This window comes from Streptomyces sp. NPDC098101 (assembly GCF_044760185.1).
Taxonomy (GTDB): domain Bacteria; phylum Actinomycetota; class Actinomycetes; order Streptomycetales; family Streptomycetaceae; genus Streptomyces.
The window spans coordinates 214,687-234,423 of the sequence record NZ_JBIWAS010000003.1; the positions used below are offsets into that span (position 1 = coordinate 214,687).

The window sequence follows — 19,737 nt, forward strand, 5'->3', positions numbered from 1 at the left end:
CCCGCGTGCGCCTACAGGGCCCCGATGTTCCGCCAGACCTGGCCGCTCTGGTTCGCCCCGCAGCCGTAGGTCATCGCGAACGCCCCCGTCGTCAGGCACTTCCCGTCGCTCATGTTCTTGAGGAGCCGCCCGGAGGACGTCGAGGAGAAGACCTTCCAGGACTGGGCGGAGGAGCCGTTGCAGGCGGCGGTGGTGACGCTGGTGTTGCCCGCCGGCTGGAGGCAGCGGTTGCTCGTCCGGTTGACCAGCTGGAACGTGCCGTTCGCCCCGGCCCGGTAGGTCCAGGAGTACCAGTAGGGGGTGCCGTTGGGGTTCTTGGAGCCGCAGGCGACGGACGTGACGAGGTTGCCGAAGCCCGGGTTGTGCTCCGCCAGGCAGTTGCCGCTCGTCCCGTTCTCCAGGGAGTACGTCCCCGAGGGCGCCGAACCGCCGGTCGACGGGGGAGGGGCGGGCTTCTGGGTCGTCGGCCGGGGGGCCGGGGGCCGGGTCGTCTTCGTACCGCCGGAGGGGGAGGTGGGATCCACCCCGCCACCGGACCCGGACCCGGACCCGCCACCGGACCCACCGGACCCGGACCCACCCGGCAGCGCACCCCCACCCCCACTCCCGCCCCCACCCGGCGGCGGAACGGCGGACCCCGGCGGCGGTGGCTGCTGCGGGGAGGACGGCGCCCCGCCCGGGGGCGCGGACGCGGGCTTCGAGGACGAGGGCCCGGGAGACGCGGGCCCCGAGGCCGACGGGGACGCGGAGGACGGCCCGCCCGCCGAGGGCACGGCCGCGGGCTGCGAGGCCACGGCGGTCGGGGAGGCGGAGTCCTGCGGGGCCGCGCCGAGGCGCCCGACCTCGTACGGCCCGAGGGCGACGGTCAGGGTGGTGCCGGTGGCCACGACGACGGGCACGGCGAGCATGACGAACCGGTTCCGCCGCCTCTCCGGCTTCCCGGCCCCCTTGGCGGCGGTCACGGCGAGCACGTCCGGCGAGGCCGTCGCGGGCTCCTTCCCGGCCTGCGGGGTGAGCGAGGCCGTCGGCACGTCCCGGGCGGGCTCGGCCGCCTCCAGCTCCGCGAGCTGCGCGGCCGTGGGCGCCCCGGCGGCGAAGGCGGCCCGCTCCCCGATCCGCGCGGCGACGGCCTCCGGCCAGACGGCCCCCGCCGCCCGCTCCTCGGTGAGCCCGACGAGCTCGGCGGCGGTCGGCCGGTCCGCCGGATCCTTCGAGAGACACTTCTTTACGAGCTCCGCGAGCGCGGGATCGGCCTCGGCGAGGCCCCCGAAGCCGGGCTCGCCGTGCACCACTCGATAGAGCAGGTCGGGGCCGGAACCGTCACCGAACGGCGGCCGCCCGTTCGCCGCGTACAGCAGGAGGCTGCCGAGCGCGAAGACGTCGGCGGCGCCGGTCAGGACCTTCTCCGCGACGGCCTGCTCGGGGGCCATGTAGGCGGGGGTGCCGATGACCATGCCGGTCCTGGTCAGCCGGCTCTGGTCGGCGGCGCGGGCGACGCCGAAGTCGATGAGGGAGAGCCCGTCCCCGGTCAGCATCACGTTGGACGGCTTGAGGTCCCGGTGCACCATGTCGGCGCCGTGCACGACCCGGAGCCCGGCCGCCGCGTCCCGCAGGAGCCGCCAGAGGGCCCCGCCGGTCAGCGGGCCGCCGTTGAGCCGGATCGCCTCGTTGAGGGTGATGCCGGGGATGAACTCGGTCGCGAACCACGGCGGCTTCGCCGTGCGGTCGCTCGCGAGCAGCTTGGTGTTGGCCCCGGCGGGCAGCCGGGCCAGGTTGTCCAGCTCGTGCCCGAAGTGGCTCAGGAAGTCCGCGTCCTCCGCGAGGATCGGCAGCACCCGCTTCACGGCGGCGAACTTCCCCGGCACGGCGCCGAGATAGACCCGCCCCATGCCGCCGGACCCGAGCACCCCGAGCAGTCTGAACGCCCCGATGCTCCGGGGATCCTCCGCGTCCAGCGGCATGGCCCCGCTGCCGGCCAGACTGTCCGCACTGGAATTGTTGTTCGGTTCCCCCTGCATGGGCGACACCCTAGCCGAGCGCTCCGCCACCCGACCGTCCGCCAACTGCTCGCCTCTGAACACCAGTTGAAGAAACGATGCAAGACCGGTGAAGACCCTGGTGGGAGCCGTGCGGAACCGGCGCGGCGGGACGCTCGGCGGTGACCAGGAGAGCGGCGGCCGCCCGGCCGCCTCCACCGGCGGGAAGCCCCTCCACCCGGATCGCGGTGAACCCGGCCTCGCCCAGGACCTTGCTCCACACGCGCTCCCGCAACACCCACCGGCGCAGGGTGGCGCTCTCGCCGTCCGGGGTACGCGCAGGGATGTCGGCCGCCGTGACGTCCGGTTGCGCGGGCGCCCCGGACAGGTAGTGCGCGAGGGTGGAGAAGACCAGGCGCCCGCCGGGACGGAGCGCGGAGACGGCGGCCGGCAGCAGCTCGCGGGGGTCGGCGAAGTCCAGCGCCCCGAAGACGCTGTAGAGCACGTCGTACGCGCCGGGGTTCGCCCGCAGGTGGGTGACGACGTCCCGGTGGACGAGGCGCAGGCGCGGGGCGAGCGGGCCGTAGAGGGCGGTGGCCATGGCGTGCTGCGCCGGAGAGGCGTCCACGGCGTCGACCCGGCCCGGCGCGTGGTGCACGGTCAGGTGGGCGGCGTGACGGGCGGCCCCGGCCCCGAGATCGGCCAGGGTCGTTCCGGCGAGGTCACCGAGGACTTCCGCTCCCGGCCCGTCGACCTGACTCCAGGACCACCGGAAGGAATCGGGGACGGCGTGGTCCCGCTCGGCGCGGTCCCGGCCGTAGTGGTGCCAGAGGTCTGTGGTCGTCACCCGCCTCATCCTGACGGCGGCGCGCGCGGGCCGCGCCCGGTTCGGGGGAAAGTCACCCGGGTGCCCCCGGGGCCCGGACGGTCTCCGGACCACGGGGGGCGGGCGGGTCAGTGGGCGTCGTTGCCGTGGTGGCAGGGCCCGCAGGAGGCAGCGTCCTCCCACAGTGGCAGGTCGACCTCCCAGCCGGCGCGGGCGACGAGGTGTGCGGTCTTCATGACCGACCCGTCGTTCTTCACGTCGACCAGGGGCACGTGGTGCAGGAAGCGCCCGTCGTTGTACGTGTCGCACAGCTCGGCGTAGGCGACGGTGTCGAGGATGATCGTGTGGACGCCGACGTCCACGATCGTGCTCGGGGCGAGTCCCAGGCCCTCGCCGCGGTGGGCCATCGCGGTGAGGAGGTAGGCGTAGCCCTGGCCGAGGACGCGGGCCGCCATGACGGAGTCGTAGGGGTGGTCCCGCATGAGCAGGCCGACCTGCTTGTCCCAGAGGACGGCCGGCACGAGGTCGCGGGGGGAGCGGGACGGTCCGGTCACCGGATCGGTGACGACGGCGTTCTCGGCTGCGGTTGCCATGGTGCCTCCCTCGGGCTGTGCCTCCGCGAGGTGCGGGGCGATGTCCCGAGGACACCGCACTCCACATCCGGAGAGTGATCGACTCTCCTCCTGTGCAAGGCGTTTGCGCATCGTGCAAGCGGTCTCGACGTGGGGCTTCCGGGGCCCGTACCGTGAGGGCCCCGGTCGTGCGGCAGGGGGAGGGGCCAATGGCCGGTGACCCGCTCTGGAACAGCCCGGAAGTCAGGGAGTCGGTCGCCCGGCGCCATCCCGGCGGGCTCGTACGGCTGGGCCGCGAGCGCCGGGGATGGACGCTCGTCGACCTCGGTCGGCAGTTGGGCTGCTCGGCGGCGACGGTCTCGCGGATGGAACGCCGCACGCGGGTGACCGATCTGACGCTGATGCACCGGGCCGCCTCCGCGGTGGGCGTACCGCAACACGTCCTGGTGAGTTCTCTGGCGCCCCCGGCTCCCACCGCATCGGCCACCACTAGAGTGTCGGCCAGTCCGCACGCCGAGGAGGACCCGATGCGCCGCCGCTCGCTGCTCGCCGCCACGGCGACCGTTCCGGCCGCCATGCTGCTCGGCATGGACCGGGCCCTGGCCGACACCCCGTCGCCCACGGGCAGGGGCGCACTCGATGCCCGTACGGCGTCCGCTCGCGGGCTGTACGACAAGGGCTCCCACACGCGGCTCATCGCTCTGCTGCCGGACCTCCTGGCCGACGGGCACGCCGCAGCGTCCTCACGTCGTGAACTCGACCAGGCGAGGCTCTCCTCCGTCTACAGCCTGAGCGCCGCCCTGCTGATCAAGCTCGGCTCGTACGAACGGGCCCGCCTCGCCGCCGACCGCGCCCGCACCTGGGCCGAGGTGTCCGGCTCTCCGCTCGCCGAGGCCGCCGCCTCCCGGGAACTCGCGATCGTGCTCCGTCACCAGGACCGGGGCGAGGAGGCGCAGAGCCTCATGGAGTCGGCGGCGGCCCGGGTGGAAGCCACGGGGCTGCGGACGGAGGCCGCCTCGTCGGCCTATGCGCAGATGCTGTGCACCCTGGCCTACACCGCCGCCCGGGGAGGCCGGCGCGCCGAGGCGCCGGCCATGGCCGATGAAGCCCGACGCGCCGCCCGGCGCCTGCCGCTCCTCGCACCCACCGGACGTCTCTTCCCCATCAACCCGGCTGCTGTCGACCTCTATACCGTCGGTGTGCACTGGGCGCTCGGCGACGCCGGTGCGGCCCTGGAGGCCGGACGGAACCTTCGGACCGACCACTTCCCGACGGCCGAGCGCAAAGCGCGGCTGGGCACCGACATGGCCCGTGCCTGGTGGGCGTGGAGCCGCCCCGAGCAGACCGCCCGCGCCCTGCTCGACGCCCACCGGGCGAGCCCCGGCGAGGTGCGGGACCGCCCCGCGATCCGCCGCATCGTCACCGAGTTGGCGCAACGGCACCCCCGGGCCGCCGGCGTACGCGAACTGCACGCCGCCGTGTCGGCCCCGGCCAGTGCGGGAAAAGGTGCCGGCGACCGCCCGTCATGAGACGGACCCCGCTCCGAGCAGGAGCCAGGTGGACGCGGTCGCCGGTCGGTCCCCGAATTTGTCAGCACCCGGGGACGGCAGGAGCCTAACCGGGGCCCGGGCCCCGGGGCACGTGGATTACGGCCGGGTCAGGAGCCGAGCGCCGCCAGGACGTGCGGGGCCGCCTCCGCCAGGGTCGGGAAGTGGCGGTGGGCGTCCGGGTGCGGGGCCGGGACGTTGACCGTCCAGACCGTCATCCCGGCGTCGAGCCCCGCCCGCACCCCCGAGGGCGCGTCCTCGATCACCAGGCAGTCCGCCGGGTCCGCGCCCAGCTTCTTGGCGGCGGTGAGGTACGGGACGGGCGACGGCTTTCCCTCCGCCACCGAGGCCGCGTCGACGATCAGCCCCGGCAGCGGGAGCCCGGTCCGTCCGAACCGCCCCCGCACCCGGTGCTCGTAGTTCGACGTCACCAGTGCCCACCGGTCCGCCGGGAGCGCGGTCAGCAGCCCGGCGGCGCCGTCGAAGGCCGTGTACGTGCCCGTACGGACGTCCTCGCCCTCCAGCGCGTGCAGGAGGGCGAGGCACGCGTCCGGGTCCTCGGCCGGTACGACCGCCGCGAACGTCTCCACGGGCCGCGTCCGCAGCGCGACGGCGTACACCTCGTCCCCGTCCAGCCCGTACCGCCCGGCCCACTCGTGCCAGACGCGGCGCTGGTTGGCGACGGCGTCCACGAGGGTGCCGTCGACGTCGAAGAGGACGACCTTCTTCCCGGTCACACGGCCGAGGCGAAGGCCGCCCAGGCGGCGGGGGCCACGGCGAGCTGGGGGCCGTGCGGGACCTTGGAGTCACGGACGTGGACGGTGGTGGGGTGGGCGGCGACCTCGACGCAGTTGCCGCCTTCACCGCCGCTGTAGCTGGACTTGTGCCAGTCGTACGCGACCTCGATGCAGGCCCCGCCCTCGCCGCTGCTGTAGCTGCTCTTGAACCAGGCCAGATGTGCGGTGCTCATAGCTCTCCCAGCAATTTTTCGATGAACTCCAGGGACTCCATGGGCGTGAGTGCCTGTGCGCGCATGATTCCATACCGCTCTGCGTACGTGCGTGCCTCTTCTGGGTCGGTGATCAGGCGGGCGTGCTGGTAACTCTCGATGTACGCGACCTCTCGTTTCCCCCTCAGGGTGAGGAGGATGAACTCACCTCCCAGCGCCGGGTGTTCTTCGCGATCGGTCGGCATGATCTGGAGGTGAACGTTCCGGAGCTTGGCGACCTCGACCAAGCGCTTGAGCTGTTCACGGAAGGCCTCTCGTCCGCCCAATGGGCGACGGAGTACATCCTCTTCGATGACGAAGCTCATTGTCGGCGCTGGCTGCTTCTCGAAGATGGCCTGACGTGCGATTCGGTCAGCCAGTAGCTTCTCGATGCTCTCCTCGTCGTACAGCGGACGCCGATGGCGGAAGACGGCATCCGCGTACCCGTGCGTTTGGAGAATGCCCGGCATGGCCTGGGGCGAGTAGTGATGCAGGGAGACCGCTTCCGCCTCGGCCTTGGCGTAGTTCCGGAACCAGTCCGGGTGTCGTACCCGAACCCGCGCCAGCGCCTCCCGTACGTTGTCCGCCGCCGCGGCGAGCACCCCGCCCGCCTTCACCACCGGATCCACCCGTACCAGGAAGTCCGGTTGCGGAGTCCGTACGCCCCGCTCGATCGACGAGATCAGGTCCTCGCTGCAGTGCACGAGGCCCGCCAGCTCCGCCTGGCTCAGCCCCGCGTTGTGGCGCAGGACTTTCAGGATCTTGCCCAGCGCTTGGAAAAGGTGCGCCGTACCGTCCACTTCGGAGGGCCGTTCCGGCCGCTCCTCCTCGTTCCCCGACATCCGTACCGCCTTCTTGGCGTGCCCGTACCGTTACGCAGCGTCGTCGCGTCGCTGCTGGTCAGCGTAGGGGCGGCGGACCACTCTCGGGGCATGAAGTCAGAAACCACCACCCCGACCGGTGAGTTCGTCCTCCGGCTGTCGGCCACGCGCCGGGGCGCACGCCTGGCGCGCCTGCTGGGCGCGCAGCAGCTCCGGGAATGGGAGGTCACCGGGGCCGGGGCCGAGGCCGCCGAACTGGTCCTCGCCGAGCTGGCCAGCAACGCGGCCCTGCACGGGCGCGTGTCCGGGAGGGATTTCGAGGTGCGGATGGAGCGGGGGGAGGGCCACGTGCGGATCGAGCTGTCCGACGCGCGTGGCGAGCGGCGGCCGTTACCGTCCGCGACGCCCGACGAGGGCGGTTACGGGCTGGTGCTCGTCGCCGCCCTCGCCACGGCGTGGGGGGTGAAGGAGCGGGAGGTCGGCAAGACGGTCTGGGCGACCGTCCCGCTGACTCCCCGCTGACCCTCTTCTGAGGTTTCGTCAGAAGAGGTGGAGACCCCCGGTCATCAGGGCGGCGTTGGTGATCGTGGCGCGCCCCTCGAACGGGGCGCGCCAGTCGCCGGTTCCCTTGTAGAAGTAGGCCCGGCCCTGGGCGCCGTACGCCACCGCGTCGGCGCGGCCGTCCGCGTCGGCGTCGCCGAGGCCGACGACGGCCGCGTACGCGTTCCAGCCGCCGCCGATCTTCGTGCGCGCCGCGAACGTGCCGTCGCCCTTGCCGAGGTAGAGCCAGAGGACGCCGTCCTTGTCGCGGGCGACGAGGTCGCCGGCGGCTCCGCCCGCGATGTTGCCGACGGCGGTGAGCTGGTTGTAGATCCCCCAGCCGAAGCCGATCTTCGTACGGGCCGCGAAGGGCGCCGAGGTGTTGCCCGTGCCCTTGTACAGCCACAGCTCACCGGCCTTGTCGGTGGCGACGAGGTCGGGGCGGCCGTCGGCGGTCAGGTCGCTGCCGCCCGCGAGCCGGTCGTAGACCTGCCACCCGCCGCCGACCCTGACGCGGGGCGCGAGGGCGCGGCCGGCGCCCTGGTGCAGCCAGAGCACGCCGCTGCGGTCGCGGGCCAGGAGGTCGGCGTGCGGGGAGCCGCCGAGGTTCCCGGGCGCCAGGACCCGGTCGTAGCCGCTCGCGCCGTAGGAGAGGCGGGTCGTGTCCAGGGTGACCGGCGCCCTGCCCCGCAGGACCTGGTTGCCGTCGTAGACGCGTACGCCCTTGTCGTCCCCGACGAGCAGGTCGGGGGTGCCGTTGTCGTTGAAGTCGTGCGCGGTGGGCGTGCGGGCGACCTCGAAGGTGCCGGACCGGGTCACGGCGGGGCCGATGCCGTTGAGCGGGTGGGCGGTGAACTCCCAGGCGTACTGGCCGTTGTAGGCGGTGACGTCGTTGGGGAACACGCCGTTCCAGCCCAGTCCGTAGCCGTTGCCCGCGAGGTACGACAGGCTGGGCCACAGCACCTTCCCGGAGGCGGTGTGGGTCAGCTTGAGGGACGTGCTCGCCCGGCGGCTGAGGGTCCAGCTCATCCGGAACAGTCCGGTGGCGGGGTCGAAGACGGCCTTCTCGGGGACGTTCTGGGCCACGAGCGTCAGCGCGGTCGGCTCGCCGGTGGAGGCGACGAGCGCGGCGGCCGGGGTGCCGTCCGGGCCGGGGGCGATCCGGTAGAGGCCCTCGCCCGCGTCCAGGGTGCCGCCGCGCAGCACCGGGGCGCCGCCGGGCCCGGTGACGCCTTCGGCCACGTGGTCCAGGAGCTTCACCGTCTCACCGGTCTTCAGCGAGCGGGCGGTCAGCGGGTGGAGGGCGTGCGGGACGGTGGTTCCGGCGCCGCCCGGGAGCGCGTACGCGACCCAGTCGCCGACGAGGCCGGTCAGGAGGCGGTCCGCGTGGGGGAGCGGGAGGCGCTCGGTCGCGCCGGTGTCCCGGCGGGTGACGGCCAGGACCGTCGTGGTGGCGGTGGGGTGCTCGACCACGGCGAGGTGCGCCGGCGACAGGGCGGTGTCGGAGAGCGGCCCGGTCCCGGAGGCCCCGTACCGCTCGACGACCGCGCCGGAGGCGACGTCCACGACGGCCGCGTGCTCCTGCCGGGACCCGCCCTCGGCGCTCGCGTACAGGACCACGAAGGCGGTGGGGGAGTCCACGTCCACGCGCGTGACGACGGCGTCCTCGGGCAGACCGGTGACCTCGCGCTCGTCGGGGCCGTCCGGCCCCGCCCCGACGAGCCGGACCCCGGTGCCGCCGGCCGCGTTCGCCGCCGTCATGACGAGGGTGGTCCCGGCGATCCCCCGGAGGGAACGGCCGGGCAGGGCGGCGGTGTCGAACCGCAGGGGAGCGGCGCCGGTGGCCATGTCGTACAGCTCGACGACACCCCCCTCGCGCTTCGCGACGAGGTCCGCCCCCATGACACCCGCGTACGGCTTCCCGGCCAACTCGGTCGTGACCCCGTCCGCGTACCGCGTCCAGCGGTAGGGCCCCCTCTCCGCGCCCGTGTTCCCGGCGCTGAGGAACCCGGTGGGGCCGCTTCCCATGACGATCGAGTTCCGGGGGAAGGGGGCGGTGGTCTGTGCCTGCGTCTGTGCCTGTGCCTGTGCCGTCGGGGGAGTGGGGGCGGGGGCGGCCGACGCGGCGGGGGCCGTCAGGGCGCCGCCGGTGACGGCGAGGACGGCGACGACGGCGGCGGTGAGGCGGCGCCGGGGGGTGCGTGCCTGGGACAAGGAGGCGGTCCTTCTCGGACGGAGGGAGGGGGGAAGGAGCGGGGAGGTGCGAGGAGGAGCAGGGAGGGGCGGGGCCGCGGGCCGGCGGTGGACCGGCCCGCGGAGCCGTCAGTACAGGGTCGAGCCCAGACGGGTGAACTCGTCCGGGGTGGCGATGTTGACGGGGCTCTCGAACGGGGCCTTCCAGTCGCCGGTGCCCTTGTGGAGCTGGAGGCCGCCGCTGCCCGGGCCGACCTCGGGCCCGTTGACCACGAGGTCGGGGAGGCCGTCGCGGTCGGCGTCGCCGACGGCGACGATCGCCGAGTACGAGTCCCAGCTGCCGCCGATCTTCGTGCGGGGCGCGAAGGTGCCGTCGCCCTTGCCGAGGTACAGCCAGAGGACGCCGTCCTTGTCCCGGCCGACGAGGTCGCCGGCGGCGGCGCCGCCGATGTTCCCGGTGGCGACGATCTTGTCGTAGATGCCCCAGCCGTGACCGATCTTGACGCGCGGCTCGAAGGGCGCGGCGCTGTTCCCGGTGCCCTTGTACAGCCACAGGCCGCCGTCCTTGTCGACGGCGACGAGGTCGGGTCGGGCGTCGCCGTTCAGGTCGCTGCCGGCGGTGATCCGGTCGTAGATCTGCCAGCCGCCGCCGACCTTGACGCGCTGCGCGAAGGGGGCGGCGGCGTCGCCGGTGCCCAGGTGCAGCCAGAGCGCGCCGGTCGTGTCCCGGGCGGCCACGTCCGCGAAGCGCGCGCCGCCCAGGTTGCCGGGGGTGACGATCTGGTCGTACGCGCCCCAGCCGGAGCCGACGTCCGTCCTCTCCAGCGGGACCTCGGTGCCCGAGAAGAGGGTCTGACGGGCGTCGTAGACGAACAGCGCGCCGCCCTCCCGCAGGAGCAGGTCCGGGGAGCTGCTGTCCGAGAAGTCGTGCGGGGCCTGCTTCCCGGAGACCTGGAAGGTGCCGATCCGCTCCACCGAGGGGCCGATGCCGTTGACGGGCCACGCCGTCATCCGCCACGTGTACTCGCCGTTGTGCGCGGCGGTGCGGTTGTCGAGCAGTCCGCTCCAGGGGACCCAGAGGCGCCCGGAGGGCTCCGTCGTGCTGGAGCTGCTGCTCCACCGCTTCCCGGTCGCCTTGTGCGTCACCTCGACGCGCCCCTCGACCAGGCCGGCCCTTTCGAACTGCCAGGTGAAGCCGCTGTCACCGCTCTTCGTGGTGAAGTCGAAGTCGGGGACGGTCCCGCCCGTCAGCCGGAGCGCGAGCGACCGCCCGGTGCTCGCCACGAGGGTGGCGGCCGGGGTGCCGTCGGGGCCGGGGGCGATCCGGTAGAGGCCCTCGCCGTGCTCCAGGGTGGCGCCCTGCACGAGCAGCGCGCCGTCCTTCTCGGCGCGGATGCCGTCCACGGTGTCCAGGAGGTCCACCGTCCGGCCGTCCGTCAGCGAGCGGACCGACAGGGAGTGCAGGGGGTTCGGGCCGGAGATCGACGCTCCGGCCACGCCGTACGCGACCCAGTCGCCCATCAGCTCGACCCGGAGGTCGTTGCCCTTGCCGAGGGGAACGCGCGTGACGTCGGTGCCGCTCCGCCCGGACAGCGCCAGGACCGCCTCGGCGTCGTGTTTCATGCCGTGGTACTCGGCCCAGGCCAGGTGCGTCGCGGACACGCTGACGTCGGAGGAGACCGAGGCCTTCGGCAGGACGCGGTCCTCGGCGACCGTGCCCCCGGCGACGTCCACCACGGCCGCGCGGACCGAGGTCGCGCCGTCCGTCGTGGCGGCGTACACGAGCGTGAGGGTGCCGGGCGCGCCCAGGTCGTACCGGCGGACCGACGCGTTCTCGGGCAGCCCCTGGACCTCGCGGGTCCGGACCGTGCCGTCCACGGAGTCGACGAGGAGGACGGCGGTGCCGCCGGCGCGGGGGACCTCCACGACGAGGGTGGAGCCCGCGAGCCGCACGAACTTCGCGGAGTCCCCCAGGGAGGCGAGGTCGACGACGACGGGGTCGGCGCCCGTGGCCATGTCGAGCAGCTCGTGCCGGGTCCCCTCGGACCGCACGATCACGTCCGACCCGGCACCGCCCGCGTAGGTGCCCGCGGGCAGGGTGGTGGTGACGCCGTCCGCGTATCGCGTCCAGCGGAAGGCGGAGGAGGGCGTGGTGTCCTCGTACCAGCGGCTCAGGAAGCCCGAGGGGCCGTTGCCGACGACGATGGCGCCGGGCAGCAGCGCGGGGGTCTCCTGCACCGCCTTCCCGGTCTGCGCCGCCCCGGCGGCGGCGCCGGGCGCCGCCACGGCCGGGACCGCCGCGACGGTGCCCAGGGTGACGGCGAGGGCGGCGGTGACGGCCAGGGCGAGACGGCCGCGGGACGTACGTACTCGGGACAAAGCGGTGTTCCCCTCCGGAGACGCGGGTGTGGCGTGTCGCGCCACGCCCGCATGACCTCCGGAGTGATCGAATGGTTGTACGCCTCCGTCGGAAGACCTGGTTGTACGTCAGGTCGTCCCCGAGGGGGGCCTCGCCGGGCGCGCGGGGCAGGCGGCGTACGTACGGGTCGGGGCGGCCCGTCCCGCCCTCACCGCCCCCGTTCCACCACCCCCCGCACGTACGCCGCCTGCCCCGCGTGCTGGAGGTCGTCCGCGATCACCGACACCAGGCGGACGCCGAGGGTGACCGGTGGGTTCCAGGCGGTGTCGACGACCCGGTCCAGGTCCGCGTCCGTCACCGGACCGAGCAGTTCCGCCGTCCGGTCGTGCACGGCGTCGTGGTAGCCGAGGAGGAGGTCCGCCGGGGCCCGGACCCGGCCCGATTGGGCGCTCGTCTGGCCGTACCCGGTCGCCTTCTCCGAGAAGGGCAGGCCGAAGCGGTCCGCCCAGCCCCCGGCGGTCCACAGCTGCTCCGTGCCGAAGGCGCCCGCCAGGTGGTCGTCCTGGATGCGGGTGAGGTGCCAGACGAGCCAGGCGACCGAGTTCGCCTCCGGATCGATCCGGGCGGCCAGCTCGTCCTCCGAGAGGCCCTCCACCGCCCCGTGGACGGCCTCGCGTACCCGGCCGAACGCGTCGACCAGCAGACCGGCGCTGTCCATGCGGACTCCTTCCCACGAGGGACCGGCGGTCAGGAACGTCCCGCCCGCCACCGTTCCACCATCGCCTCCACGTCGAACGGCCGCAGGTTCAGCGGCGGCCCGGCCGGCGGCCGCAGCAGGGCCTCGGCGATCTTCGTGTTGACCTCGCCGAGGATCCGCCGGACCCGGCTCTCCGAGACGGCCTCCGCCACCGCCGCCTCCGCGTCCTCGGCCTCCTTGCGCAGGGCCAGCGAGGGCGGCAGCACGGACGCGCCCTCGCGGTGCATCTTGCCCTTGATCCACCACAGCTCGTCGTACGGCGCCGAGTCGTCGGGAAGCGGCTTCCCGAATCCCGGCAGGCTCCGGAACTCACCCCGCTCCGCGGCCTCGCGGATCTGCTTGTCCACGAACGACTCGAAGCTCACACCGGGCGGCTTGCGTTCGGTCATGTGTCCAGACTACGTAACTGGCCCGCTCCGGGTGTGGTGTTCGCGGTCTACTGCGCCGCGCGGTCTTCCGGCACGCTGTGGTCCGTTCAACGCGCGTCGACCCCTGTCCCACCGATCCCCACCCCCGTACCGGAGGACACATGCGTGCACGGATCACCCCGCTCGGCACCCTCCTCGCGCTCGTCGCGGGCCTGCTCACCGCGCTCGTCACCACGACCCCCGCCCAGGCCGCGCCGCTCTTCAAGGCGCCCTTCGCCTGCGGCCAGAAGTGGACCTACAGCCACCACTCGGCCGAGGTCCGCCAGGCCCTCGACTTCGTCCGCTCCGACGGCGGCGGCACCGCCGGGGCCCCGGTCCTCGCCTCGGCGTCCGGCACCGCCTACCGCTACTCCCAGCCGTCCGGCGCCGGGAACTACATCGTGATCGAGCACGGCGGCGGCTGGAAGACGTACTACTTCCACCTCAGCGCCTACGCGGTCGCCCACGGCGCCGCCGTCTCCCAGGGCCAGCGGATCGGCACCACCGGCTCCACCGGCAACAGCTCCGGCGCCCACATCCACTACGAGCAGCTCTACAACGGCGTCGGCCAGCCCATCACGATCAACGGCGCCTCCCTCGCCCCCTACCCCGGCTCCTACGGCTCCAGGCACCTGACCAGCGACAACGGCTGCTCCGGCGGGGGCGGGAAGTACTGGGTCGACACCTTCGCCAACGCCACCGGCTACGCCCAGGCCAACACGGGCAATGCCCAGGGCGTGCTGAACGCCGGCACGAACTACGTCTACTGCAAGGTCTGGGGCCAGGAGATCCGCGACGCCTCCGGCAACTACAACCACTGGTGGCTGCGGACCGACCTCGACACCGTGTACGCCGGGAAGAACGGGCGGAACGCCCACGTCTCCGCCTACTACCTGTCCCGCTGGGGCAACGACGAGGCCCGCGACAACAACGGGACCGTGATCCCCACCTGCTGATCCGCCCCCCCGGAAGGCCCCGGAAAAGGCAGGAGCCCCACTCGTGCCGCGAGGCACGGAGCGGGGCTCCTTGGGTACTGCTCTAGTGGTAGGCGATCGCCGACCCGGGCACCTTAGGCCGGGGAGACGTTCTCCGCCTGCGGGCCCTTCGGGCCCTGCGTGACGTCGAAGGTCACGACCTGGTTCTCCTCGAGCGAACGGAAGCCGTTCGCGTTGATCGCGGAGTAGTGGACGAAGACATCCGGGCCGCCGCCGTCCTGGGCGATGAAGCCGAAGCCCTTTTCAGCGTTGAACCACTTGACGGTTCCGGTAGCCATAAGCCCTCCTTGGGCCAAAGGGTTGCCCTGCTCCAGAACCTGCAAAGAAGTCTGAAAACTACAAAAGCCTGCGGGTCACATGCTCCGCAGGCTCTGTACTGCAAGGGAAACCAAACTGCAACTTGCGTTGAGCGTAGCACGCAGAACGCTCGGGAGGGTAGAGGGAAAGATCACGTCACCCGAGTGTTTGAACGTCCCTCCCGCGCTGACGCGCGTGCCCCGGCGATGCCCGCTCCGTGAGACGGGTCTAGCCTCACGATGTGGACAAAGCAACCGACGAGCACCGCAGCCGGCCCCGCGTCGGACACATCCAGTTCCTGAACTGCCTCCCCCTCTACTGGGGCCTGGCGCGCACCGGGACGCTCCTGGACCTGGAGCTCACCAAGGACACCCCGGAGAAGCTCAGCGAGCGGCTCGTCCGGGGCGACCTGGACATCGGCCCCGTCACCCTCGTCGAGTACCTCCGCAACGCGGACGACCTGGTCGCCCTCCCGGACATCGCCGTCGGCTGCGACGGACCCGTGATGTCCTGCGTGATCGTGTCCCAGCGGCCCCTGGAGGAGCTCGACGGCGCCCGCGTGGCGCTCGGCTCCACCTCCCGCACCTCCGTGCGCCTCGCCCAGCTGCTCCTGTCCGAGCGGTACGGCGTGTCGCCCGACTACTACACCTGCCCGCCGGACCTCGGCCTGATGATGCAGGAAGCCGAGGCGGCCGTCCTCATCGGCGACGCCGCGCTCCGGGCCTCGCTGCACGACGCGCCCCGGCTCGGCCTCCAGGTCCACGACCTGGGCCTGATGTGGAAGGAGTGGACGGGCCTCCCGTTCGTCTTCGCCGTGTGGGCGGCCCGCAAGGACTACCTGGCGCGCGAGCCGGAGACCGTCCACGAGGTCCACCAGGCCTTCCTCGCCTCCCGTGACCTCTCCCTCGAAGAGGTCACCAAGGTCGCCGAGCAGGCGGCCCGCTGGGAGGCCTTCGACGCCGCACTCCTGGAGCGGTACTTCCGCACCCTCGACTTCCGCTTCGGGCCCGAACAACTCGCGGGCGCCCGCGAGTTCGCCCGCCGCACCGGCCCCACGACCGGTTTTCCCGCGGACGTCGCGGTCGAACTCCTGGCACCCCCGCGCGGCTGACCGCACGGCCCCGGAACGGGCGCCCGGAAATTCACACGAACGTAATTCCGGCGCGTCCCCGGGCCCATTCCGCGGACGCCCGCGAACGGCCGGACGGAATGCGGACGCCCGAAAGGGGGAGACGGTTTCCCGCGCGTTCACCGACCGGGCCGGCGGAGAACCGCGCCCGGATCCCCGATGCCGGAAATTCACCGGAATAGGGCGGCGACCGCGCGGCCGCTCCCCGACGGAGGCGGCCGGGGCCCCTGGCGTAGGCTGGTTCGGTCTGTCAGTACCCCTCCGAAAGGGACGAACCCGGTGACCGAGAAGGCCGAACTGCAGTCCATTCTGGACCGCGCCGCCGCGGGCGGCCGGATCACCCCCGAGGAGGCGCTCGACCTCTACCGCTCGGCGCCCCTGCACGCGCTCGGCGCCGCCGCCGACGCCGTGCGCCGCCGCCGGTACGCGGGGACCGAGCACATCGCGACGTACATCATCGAGCGGAACATCAACTACACGAACGTCTGCGTGACGGCGTGCCGGTTCTGCGCCTTCTACGCCGCGCCGAAGGACACCAAGAAGGGCTGGACCCGGGACCTCGACGACATCCTGCGCCGCTGCGCGGAGACCGTGGAGCTCGGCGGCACCCAGATCATGTTCCAGGGCGGCCACCACCCGGACTACGGCGTCGAGTACTACGAGAAGCACTTCGCCGCGATCAAGGCGGAGTTCCCGCAGCTGGTCATCCACTCCCTGGGCGCCTCCGAGATCGAGCACATGGCCCGCATCTCCGGCGTCTCCGTCGAGGAGGCGATCGGCCGCATCCACGCCGCCGGCCTCGACTCCTTCGCCGGCGCGGGCGCCGAGCTGCTGCCCGAGCGCCCCCGCAAGGCCATCGCGCCCCTGAAGGAGTCCGGCGAGCGCTGGCTGGAGATCATGGAGATCGCCCACGGCCTCGGCGTGGAGTCCACCTCCACCATGCTCATGGGCACCGGCGAGACCAACGCCGAGCGCATCGAGCACCTGCGCATGATCCGTGACACACAGGACCGGTCGGGCGGCTTCCGGGCCTTCATCCCGTACACGTACCAGCCCGAGAACAACCACCTCAAGGGCCGCACGCAGGCCACGCTCTTCGAGTACCTGCGCATGATCGCCATCGCCCGGCTGTTCCTCGACAACGTCGCGCACATCCAGGGCTCCTGGCTGACCACCGGCAAGGAGGTCGGCCAGCTCTCGCTGCACTACGGCGCCGACGACCTCGGCTCGATCATGCTGGAGGAGAACGTCGTCTCCTCCGCCGGTGCCAAGCACCGCTCCAACCGCCTGGAGATCATCGACCTGATCCGCAAGGCGGGCCGCGTCCCGGCGCAGCGCGCCACCACGTACGAGCACCTGGTCGTCCACGACGACCCGGCGAACGACCCGGTCGACGAGCGCGTCGCCTCCCACATCTCGTCCGTCGCGATCGAGGGCGGCACGGCCCACCCGGAGCTGAAGCTCCTCGACGCGAACTGAGCGGGACGCGGACGGACGAGAACACGCGAACCGACGAGAAACGAGCCGACGACACCGTGCTGACGATCCACGTGGCCGAGGCGACCCCCGAGAGCGCCGTCCTGGTCGACGGCGCCCTCGTCGCCGCCGTCGGGCCGTACGAGGACCTGGTCGCCGTCCGCCCCGGGGCGCGGGTGCGGCGGTGGCCCGGCATCCTCACCCCCGGCCTCCTCAACCCGTACGGGCCCGAGCTGCTCGAAGGCATGTACCACCCGGACCCCCGGGAGGCCGAGGGGTTCGGCACCGAGCCGATCCCCGGGGAGCGGGCGCAGCGGATCTTCCGGGCCGACCCCTCGCGGCGCGGCGCCTCCGCGCGCCGGGGCGTGCAGCGGCTCCTGGCCCACGGGACGGTCGCGGTCGCGGGCGAGCTGCGCGGCCGGGCGGCCGCGGACGCCGTGCGCCGGGCCGGGCTCGCGGTCGGCCGCCGCCCGGAGCGGCTGCCCGGACCGCCGTCCTTCTCTCCGGTCCCGCTGGTGCTGCTGCCCGCGCCGGTCCCGGGCGGCCCGGCCCGCTTCGCCGTCTTCGACGTCCCCGACCGGGCGGCCCTGGTCCGCCTCGGCGCGTCGACCTGCGTCGCCACCGTGCTCGGCGGGCGGCTGGTCCACCGGGCCCGCTGAGCGTCCGGCGCGCCCGGCGCCGCCGAGCGCGCCCTGCCGACCGGGGCGGGAGGGGCCCTGAGACAATGGGACCGCCCGCCCGTCGCCGATTCTGCGAGGCCGAACGCCCGTGACCCGCGCCACCCTGGACAAGCAGCCGCACGAAGTCGCGTCGATGTTCGACGACGTGGCGGCCAACTACGACCTCACCAACGACGTGCTCTCGCTGGGCCAGGACCGCCGCTGGCGCAAGGAGGTCGCGAAGGCGGTCGACGCCCGCCCGGCACAGCGGATCCTCGACCTGGCCGCCGGCACGGCCACCTCCTCGCAGCCCTTCGCGCGGGCGGGCGCGTACGTCGTCCCGTGCGACTTCTCCCTCGGGATGCTGCGGGTCGGCAAGAAGAACCACCCGTGGATGCCGTTCACGGCGGGCGACGGCACGGAACTGCCCTTCCGCGACGACGTGTTCGACGCCGTCACGATCTCCTTCGGCCTGCGGAACATCCAGGACACCGAGCAGGCGCTGCGCGAGCTGTACCGGGTGACGAAGCCCGGCGGCCGGGTCGTCATCTGCGAGTTCTCGCACCCGACCTGGGCGCCGTTCCGCACGGTGTACGAGGAGTACCTGATGCGCGCGCTGCCGCCGGTGGCCCGCGCGGTCTCCTCCAACCCCGACGCGTACGTGTACCTGGCCGAGTCCATCCAGTCCTGGCCGGACCAGCCGGCCCTGGCGGGCCTGCTCCAGAAGGCCGGCTGGTCGAAGGTCGCCTGGCGGAACCTGTCGGGCGGGATCGTGGCCCTGCACCGGGGCTTCAAGCCGTAACCCCCGCCGCCCTTCCGCCCCGCGCCTAGACTTCCCCCATCCTTCCCTCGACCCCTTAGGGAGCCCCGCCGTGACCGAGCAGTCCCTCTCCGAGCACAGCGCAGATGTGATCGTCGTCGGAGCGGGCCCGGCCGGCTCGACCACCGCCTACTACCTGGCGAAGGCGGGCCTGGACGTCCTCCTCCTGGAGAAGACCGCGTTCCCGCGCGAGAAGGTCTGCGGCGACGGCCTCACCCCCCGCGCCACCAAGCAGCTCGTCGCCATGGGCATCGACATCTCCGAAGAGGCCGGCTGGCTGCGGAACAAGGGCCTGCGGATCATCGGCGGCGGCGTCCGCCTGGAGCTGGACTGGCCGGAGCTGGCCTCGTACCCGGACTACGGACTCGTCCGCAAGCGCGACGACTTCGACGAGCAGCTGGCCCGCCAGGCGCAGAAGGCCGGCGCCCGCCTGTACGAGCGCTGCAACGTGGGCGCGCCCGTGATCGACGACCGTACGGGCCGGATCACCGGCGTCCACGCCAAGCTGGGGGAGGAGAAGCGCGAGGTCACCTTCCACGCCCCGCTGGTTGTCGCCGCCGACGGCAACTCCAGCCGGATCTCCCTCGCGATGGGCCTGCACCGGCGCGACGACCGGCCGATGGGCGTCGCCGTCCGCACGTACTTCACCACCCCCCGGCACGAGGACGACTACCTGGAGTCCTGGCTGGAGCTGTGGGACCGGCGCGGCCCGCAGGACCGGCTGCTGCCGGGCTACGGCTGGATCTTCGGCATGGGCGACGGCACCTCGAACGTCGGCCTCGGCATCCTCGACTCCTCCTCCGCGTTCAAGGAGCTGGACTGGCGCGAGGTGCTCAAGGCCTGGTGCGCCTCGATGCCGGAGGACTGGGGCTTCACCCCGGAGAACATGACGACCACCATCCGGGGCGCGGCCCTGCCGATGGCCTTCAACCGGCAGCCGCACTACACCAAGGGCCTGCTGCTGGTCGGCGACGCGGGCGGCCTGGTCAACCCGTTCAACGGCGAGGGCATCGCGTACGCCATGGAGTCCGGCCAGATCGCGGCCGACGTCATCGTCCAGGCGCACGCCCGCGCGACCCCGGCCCAGCGCGAACTGGCCCTGCGGAACTACCCGCAGGTCCTCAAGGACACCTACGGCGGCTACTACACGCTCGGCCGCGCCTTCGTGAAGCTCATCGGCAACCCGAAGGTCATGAAGATCGCGACCCAGCGCGGTCTGACCCACCCGCTCCTGATGAAGTTCACCCTGAAGATGCTGGCGAACCTCACCGACCCGACGGGCGGCGACGCGATGGACCGCATCATCAACGGCCTGTCGAAGGTGGCCCCGAAGGCCTGACCGGCGCCCGCGCACGGCGAAGGGCCGTCACTCCCC

The 19,737-nt window shown here is 73.0% G+C and carries 18 protein-coding genes and 1 pseudogene; 8 read left to right on the forward strand and 11 right to left on the reverse strand.

The features are described 5' to 3' along the window. Positions 1-11: 11 nt before the first annotated feature. From ACIQVI_RS13910 to ACIQVI_RS13920, 3 genes are all read right to left on the reverse strand, one after another. The gene (locus ACIQVI_RS13910) at positions 12-2,018 is read right to left on the reverse strand and encodes a protein kinase (protein ID WP_403595114.1); all 2,007 of its coding nucleotides are present in this window, start codon (positions 2,016-2,018) and stop codon (positions 12-14) included. Positions 2,019-2,028: 10 nt separating this feature from the next. Then, positions 2,029-2,832 carry a class I SAM-dependent methyltransferase gene (locus tag ACIQVI_RS13915; protein WP_403595117.1) on the reverse strand — a complete coding sequence of 268 codons (804 nt, stop codon included), beginning with the start codon at positions 2,830-2,832 and terminating at the stop codon, positions 2,029-2,031. Positions 2,833-2,930: 98 nt separating this feature from the next. Then, entirely contained in the window at positions 2,931-3,395 is a 465-nt protein-coding gene (locus tag ACIQVI_RS13920) for a hypothetical protein (RefSeq protein ID WP_403595120.1), read from the reverse strand. A 188-nt stretch (positions 3,396-3,583) separates the two neighbouring features. Here ACIQVI_RS13920 and ACIQVI_RS13925 point away from each other — a divergent pair, with 188 nt between their 5' ends. Beyond that, the gene (locus ACIQVI_RS13925; protein WP_403595122.1) at positions 3,584-4,903 is read left to right on the forward strand and encodes a helix-turn-helix domain-containing protein; all 1,320 of its coding nucleotides are present in this window, start codon (positions 3,584-3,586) and stop codon (positions 4,901-4,903) included. Between the two features lie 128 nt (positions 4,904-5,031). On the opposite strand, the gene ACIQVI_RS13930 is transcribed toward ACIQVI_RS13925, so the two are convergent. From ACIQVI_RS13930 to ACIQVI_RS13940, 3 genes are read right to left on the reverse strand one after another with little or no spacing between them, the layout of a single operon-like run. Further along, positions 5,032-5,658, reverse strand: a complete 627-nt coding sequence (locus ACIQVI_RS13930) for an HAD family hydrolase (protein ID WP_403595126.1) — start codon at positions 5,656-5,658, stop codon at positions 5,032-5,034. Next, positions 5,655-5,891, reverse strand: a complete 237-nt coding sequence (locus ACIQVI_RS13935) for a DUF397 domain-containing protein (RefSeq protein WP_403595128.1) — start codon at positions 5,889-5,891, stop codon at positions 5,655-5,657. Before ACIQVI_RS13935 ends, ACIQVI_RS13930 begins: the two co-directional genes overlap by 4 nt. Further along, on the reverse strand, positions 5,888-6,751 hold the full coding sequence (locus ACIQVI_RS13940) for a helix-turn-helix domain-containing protein (RefSeq protein WP_403595130.1): 864 nt from the start codon (positions 6,749-6,751) through the stop codon (positions 5,888-5,890). The genes ACIQVI_RS13935 and ACIQVI_RS13940 overlap by 4 nt, the downstream gene beginning before the upstream one ends. 90 nt (positions 6,752-6,841) lie before the next feature. Here ACIQVI_RS13940 and ACIQVI_RS13945 point away from each other — a divergent pair, with 90 nt between their 5' ends. Beyond that, positions 6,842-7,252, forward strand: a complete 411-nt coding sequence (locus ACIQVI_RS13945) for an ATP-binding protein (RefSeq protein ID WP_403595133.1) — start codon at positions 6,842-6,844, stop codon at positions 7,250-7,252. 18 nt (positions 7,253-7,270) lie between these two features. Here ACIQVI_RS13945 and ACIQVI_RS13950 read toward each other — a convergent pair whose 3' ends face one another. The 4 genes from ACIQVI_RS13950 to ACIQVI_RS13965 form a co-directional block, all read right to left on the reverse strand. Beyond that, positions 7,271-9,484 carry an FG-GAP repeat domain-containing protein gene (locus ACIQVI_RS13950; RefSeq protein ID WP_403595136.1) on the reverse strand — a complete coding sequence of 738 codons (2,214 nt, stop codon included), beginning with the start codon at positions 9,482-9,484 and terminating at the stop codon, positions 7,271-7,273. Positions 9,485-9,592: 108 nt separating this feature from the next. Beyond that, positions 9,593-11,842 (reverse strand): FG-GAP repeat domain-containing protein, encoded by a 2,250-nt coding sequence (locus ACIQVI_RS13955; protein WP_403595140.1) that lies wholly within the window; start codon positions 11,840-11,842, stop codon positions 9,593-9,595. 188 nt (positions 11,843-12,030) lie between these two features. Continuing rightward, positions 12,031-12,540 carry a DUF664 domain-containing protein gene (locus tag ACIQVI_RS13960; protein WP_403595143.1) on the reverse strand — a complete coding sequence of 170 codons (510 nt, stop codon included), beginning with the start codon at positions 12,538-12,540 and terminating at the stop codon, positions 12,031-12,033. A 29-nt stretch (positions 12,541-12,569) separates the two neighbouring features. Beyond that, a complete protein-coding gene (locus ACIQVI_RS13965; RefSeq protein ID WP_121831012.1) occupies positions 12,570-12,968 on the reverse strand; it encodes a DUF1992 domain-containing protein in 399 nt (132 codons plus the stop codon). 140 nt (positions 12,969-13,108) lie between these two features. On the opposite strand from ACIQVI_RS13965, the gene ACIQVI_RS13970 reads away from it, so the two are divergent. Further along, positions 13,109-13,942, forward strand: a complete 834-nt coding sequence (locus ACIQVI_RS13970) for a M23 family metallopeptidase (protein WP_403595146.1) — start codon at positions 13,109-13,111, stop codon at positions 13,940-13,942. 113 nt (positions 13,943-14,055) lie between these two features. On the opposite strand, the gene ACIQVI_RS13975 is transcribed toward ACIQVI_RS13970, so the two are convergent. Beyond that, a complete protein-coding gene (locus ACIQVI_RS13975; RefSeq protein ID WP_041130679.1) occupies positions 14,056-14,259 on the reverse strand; it encodes a cold-shock protein in 204 nt (67 codons plus the stop codon). 260 nt (positions 14,260-14,519) lie between these two features. Here ACIQVI_RS13975 and ACIQVI_RS13980 point away from each other — a divergent pair, with 260 nt between their 5' ends. The 5 genes and pseudogenes from ACIQVI_RS13980 to ACIQVI_RS14000 all read left to right on the forward strand — a co-directional run. Then, positions 14,520-15,389: a menaquinone biosynthetic enzyme MqnA/MqnD family protein gene (locus ACIQVI_RS13980; RefSeq protein ID WP_403595149.1), complete on the forward strand. Its 870-nt coding sequence runs from the start codon at positions 14,520-14,522 to the stop codon at positions 15,387-15,389. Between the two features lie 297 nt (positions 15,390-15,686). Continuing rightward, positions 15,687-16,886, forward strand: a complete 1,200-nt coding sequence (gene mqnC, locus ACIQVI_RS13985; protein WP_403595152.1) for a cyclic dehypoxanthinyl futalosine synthase — start codon at positions 15,687-15,689, stop codon at positions 16,884-16,886. A 56-nt stretch (positions 16,887-16,942) separates the two neighbouring features. Next, positions 16,943-17,542, forward strand: coding sequence for a hypothetical protein (locus ACIQVI_RS13990; RefSeq protein WP_403595155.1), 600 nt, complete (start codon positions 16,943-16,945; stop codon positions 17,540-17,542). A 109-nt stretch (positions 17,543-17,651) separates the two neighbouring features. Then, the gene (locus ACIQVI_RS13995) at positions 17,652-18,344 is read left to right on the forward strand and encodes a demethylmenaquinone methyltransferase (RefSeq protein ID WP_351969390.1); all 693 of its coding nucleotides are present in this window, start codon (positions 17,652-17,654) and stop codon (positions 18,342-18,344) included. Positions 18,345-18,384: 40 nt separating this feature from the next. After that, positions 18,385-19,701: pseudogene (locus ACIQVI_RS14000) on the forward strand (geranylgeranyl reductase family protein); the annotation flags it as partial. Positions 19,702-19,737 lie beyond the last annotated feature (36 nt).

What these genes read in the sequence shown, in the direction of transcription:
- ACIQVI_RS13910 (WP_403595114.1), bottom strand. Translation starts at nt 2,018, where the DNA reads ATGCAGGGGGAACCGAACAACAATTCCAGTGCGGACAGTCTGGCCGGC.
- ACIQVI_RS13945 (WP_403595133.1), top strand. Translation starts at nt 6,842, where the DNA reads ATGAAGTCAGAAACCACCACCCCGACCGGTGAGTTCGTCCTCCGGCTG.
- ACIQVI_RS13940 (WP_403595130.1), bottom strand. Translation starts at nt 6,751, where the DNA reads ATGTCGGGGAACGAGGAGGAGCGGCCGGAACGGCCCTCCGAAGTGGAC.
- ACIQVI_RS13915 (WP_403595117.1), bottom strand. Translation starts at nt 2,832, where the DNA reads ATGAGGCGGGTGACGACCACAGACCTCTGGCACCACTACGGCCGGGAC.
- ACIQVI_RS13965 (WP_121831012.1), bottom strand. Translation starts at nt 12,968, where the DNA reads ATGACCGAACGCAAGCCGCCCGGTGTGAGCTTCGAGTCGTTCGTGGAC.
- ACIQVI_RS13975 (WP_041130679.1), bottom strand. Translation starts at nt 14,259, where the DNA reads ATGGCTACCGGAACCGTCAAGTGGTTCAACGCTGAAAAGGGCTTCGGC.
- ACIQVI_RS13960 (WP_403595143.1), bottom strand. Translation starts at nt 12,540, where the DNA reads ATGGACAGCGCCGGTCTGCTGGTCGACGCGTTCGGCCGGGTACGCGAG.
- ACIQVI_RS13970 (WP_403595146.1), top strand. Translation starts at nt 13,109, where the DNA reads ATGCGTGCACGGATCACCCCGCTCGGCACCCTCCTCGCGCTCGTCGCG.
- ACIQVI_RS13920 (WP_403595120.1), bottom strand. Translation starts at nt 3,395, where the DNA reads ATGGCAACCGCAGCCGAGAACGCCGTCGTCACCGATCCGGTGACCGGA.
- ACIQVI_RS13935 (WP_403595128.1), bottom strand. Translation starts at nt 5,891, where the DNA reads ATGAGCACCGCACATCTGGCCTGGTTCAAGAGCAGCTACAGCAGCGGC.
- ACIQVI_RS13925 (WP_403595122.1), top strand. Translation starts at nt 3,584, where the DNA reads ATGGCCGGTGACCCGCTCTGGAACAGCCCGGAAGTCAGGGAGTCGGTC.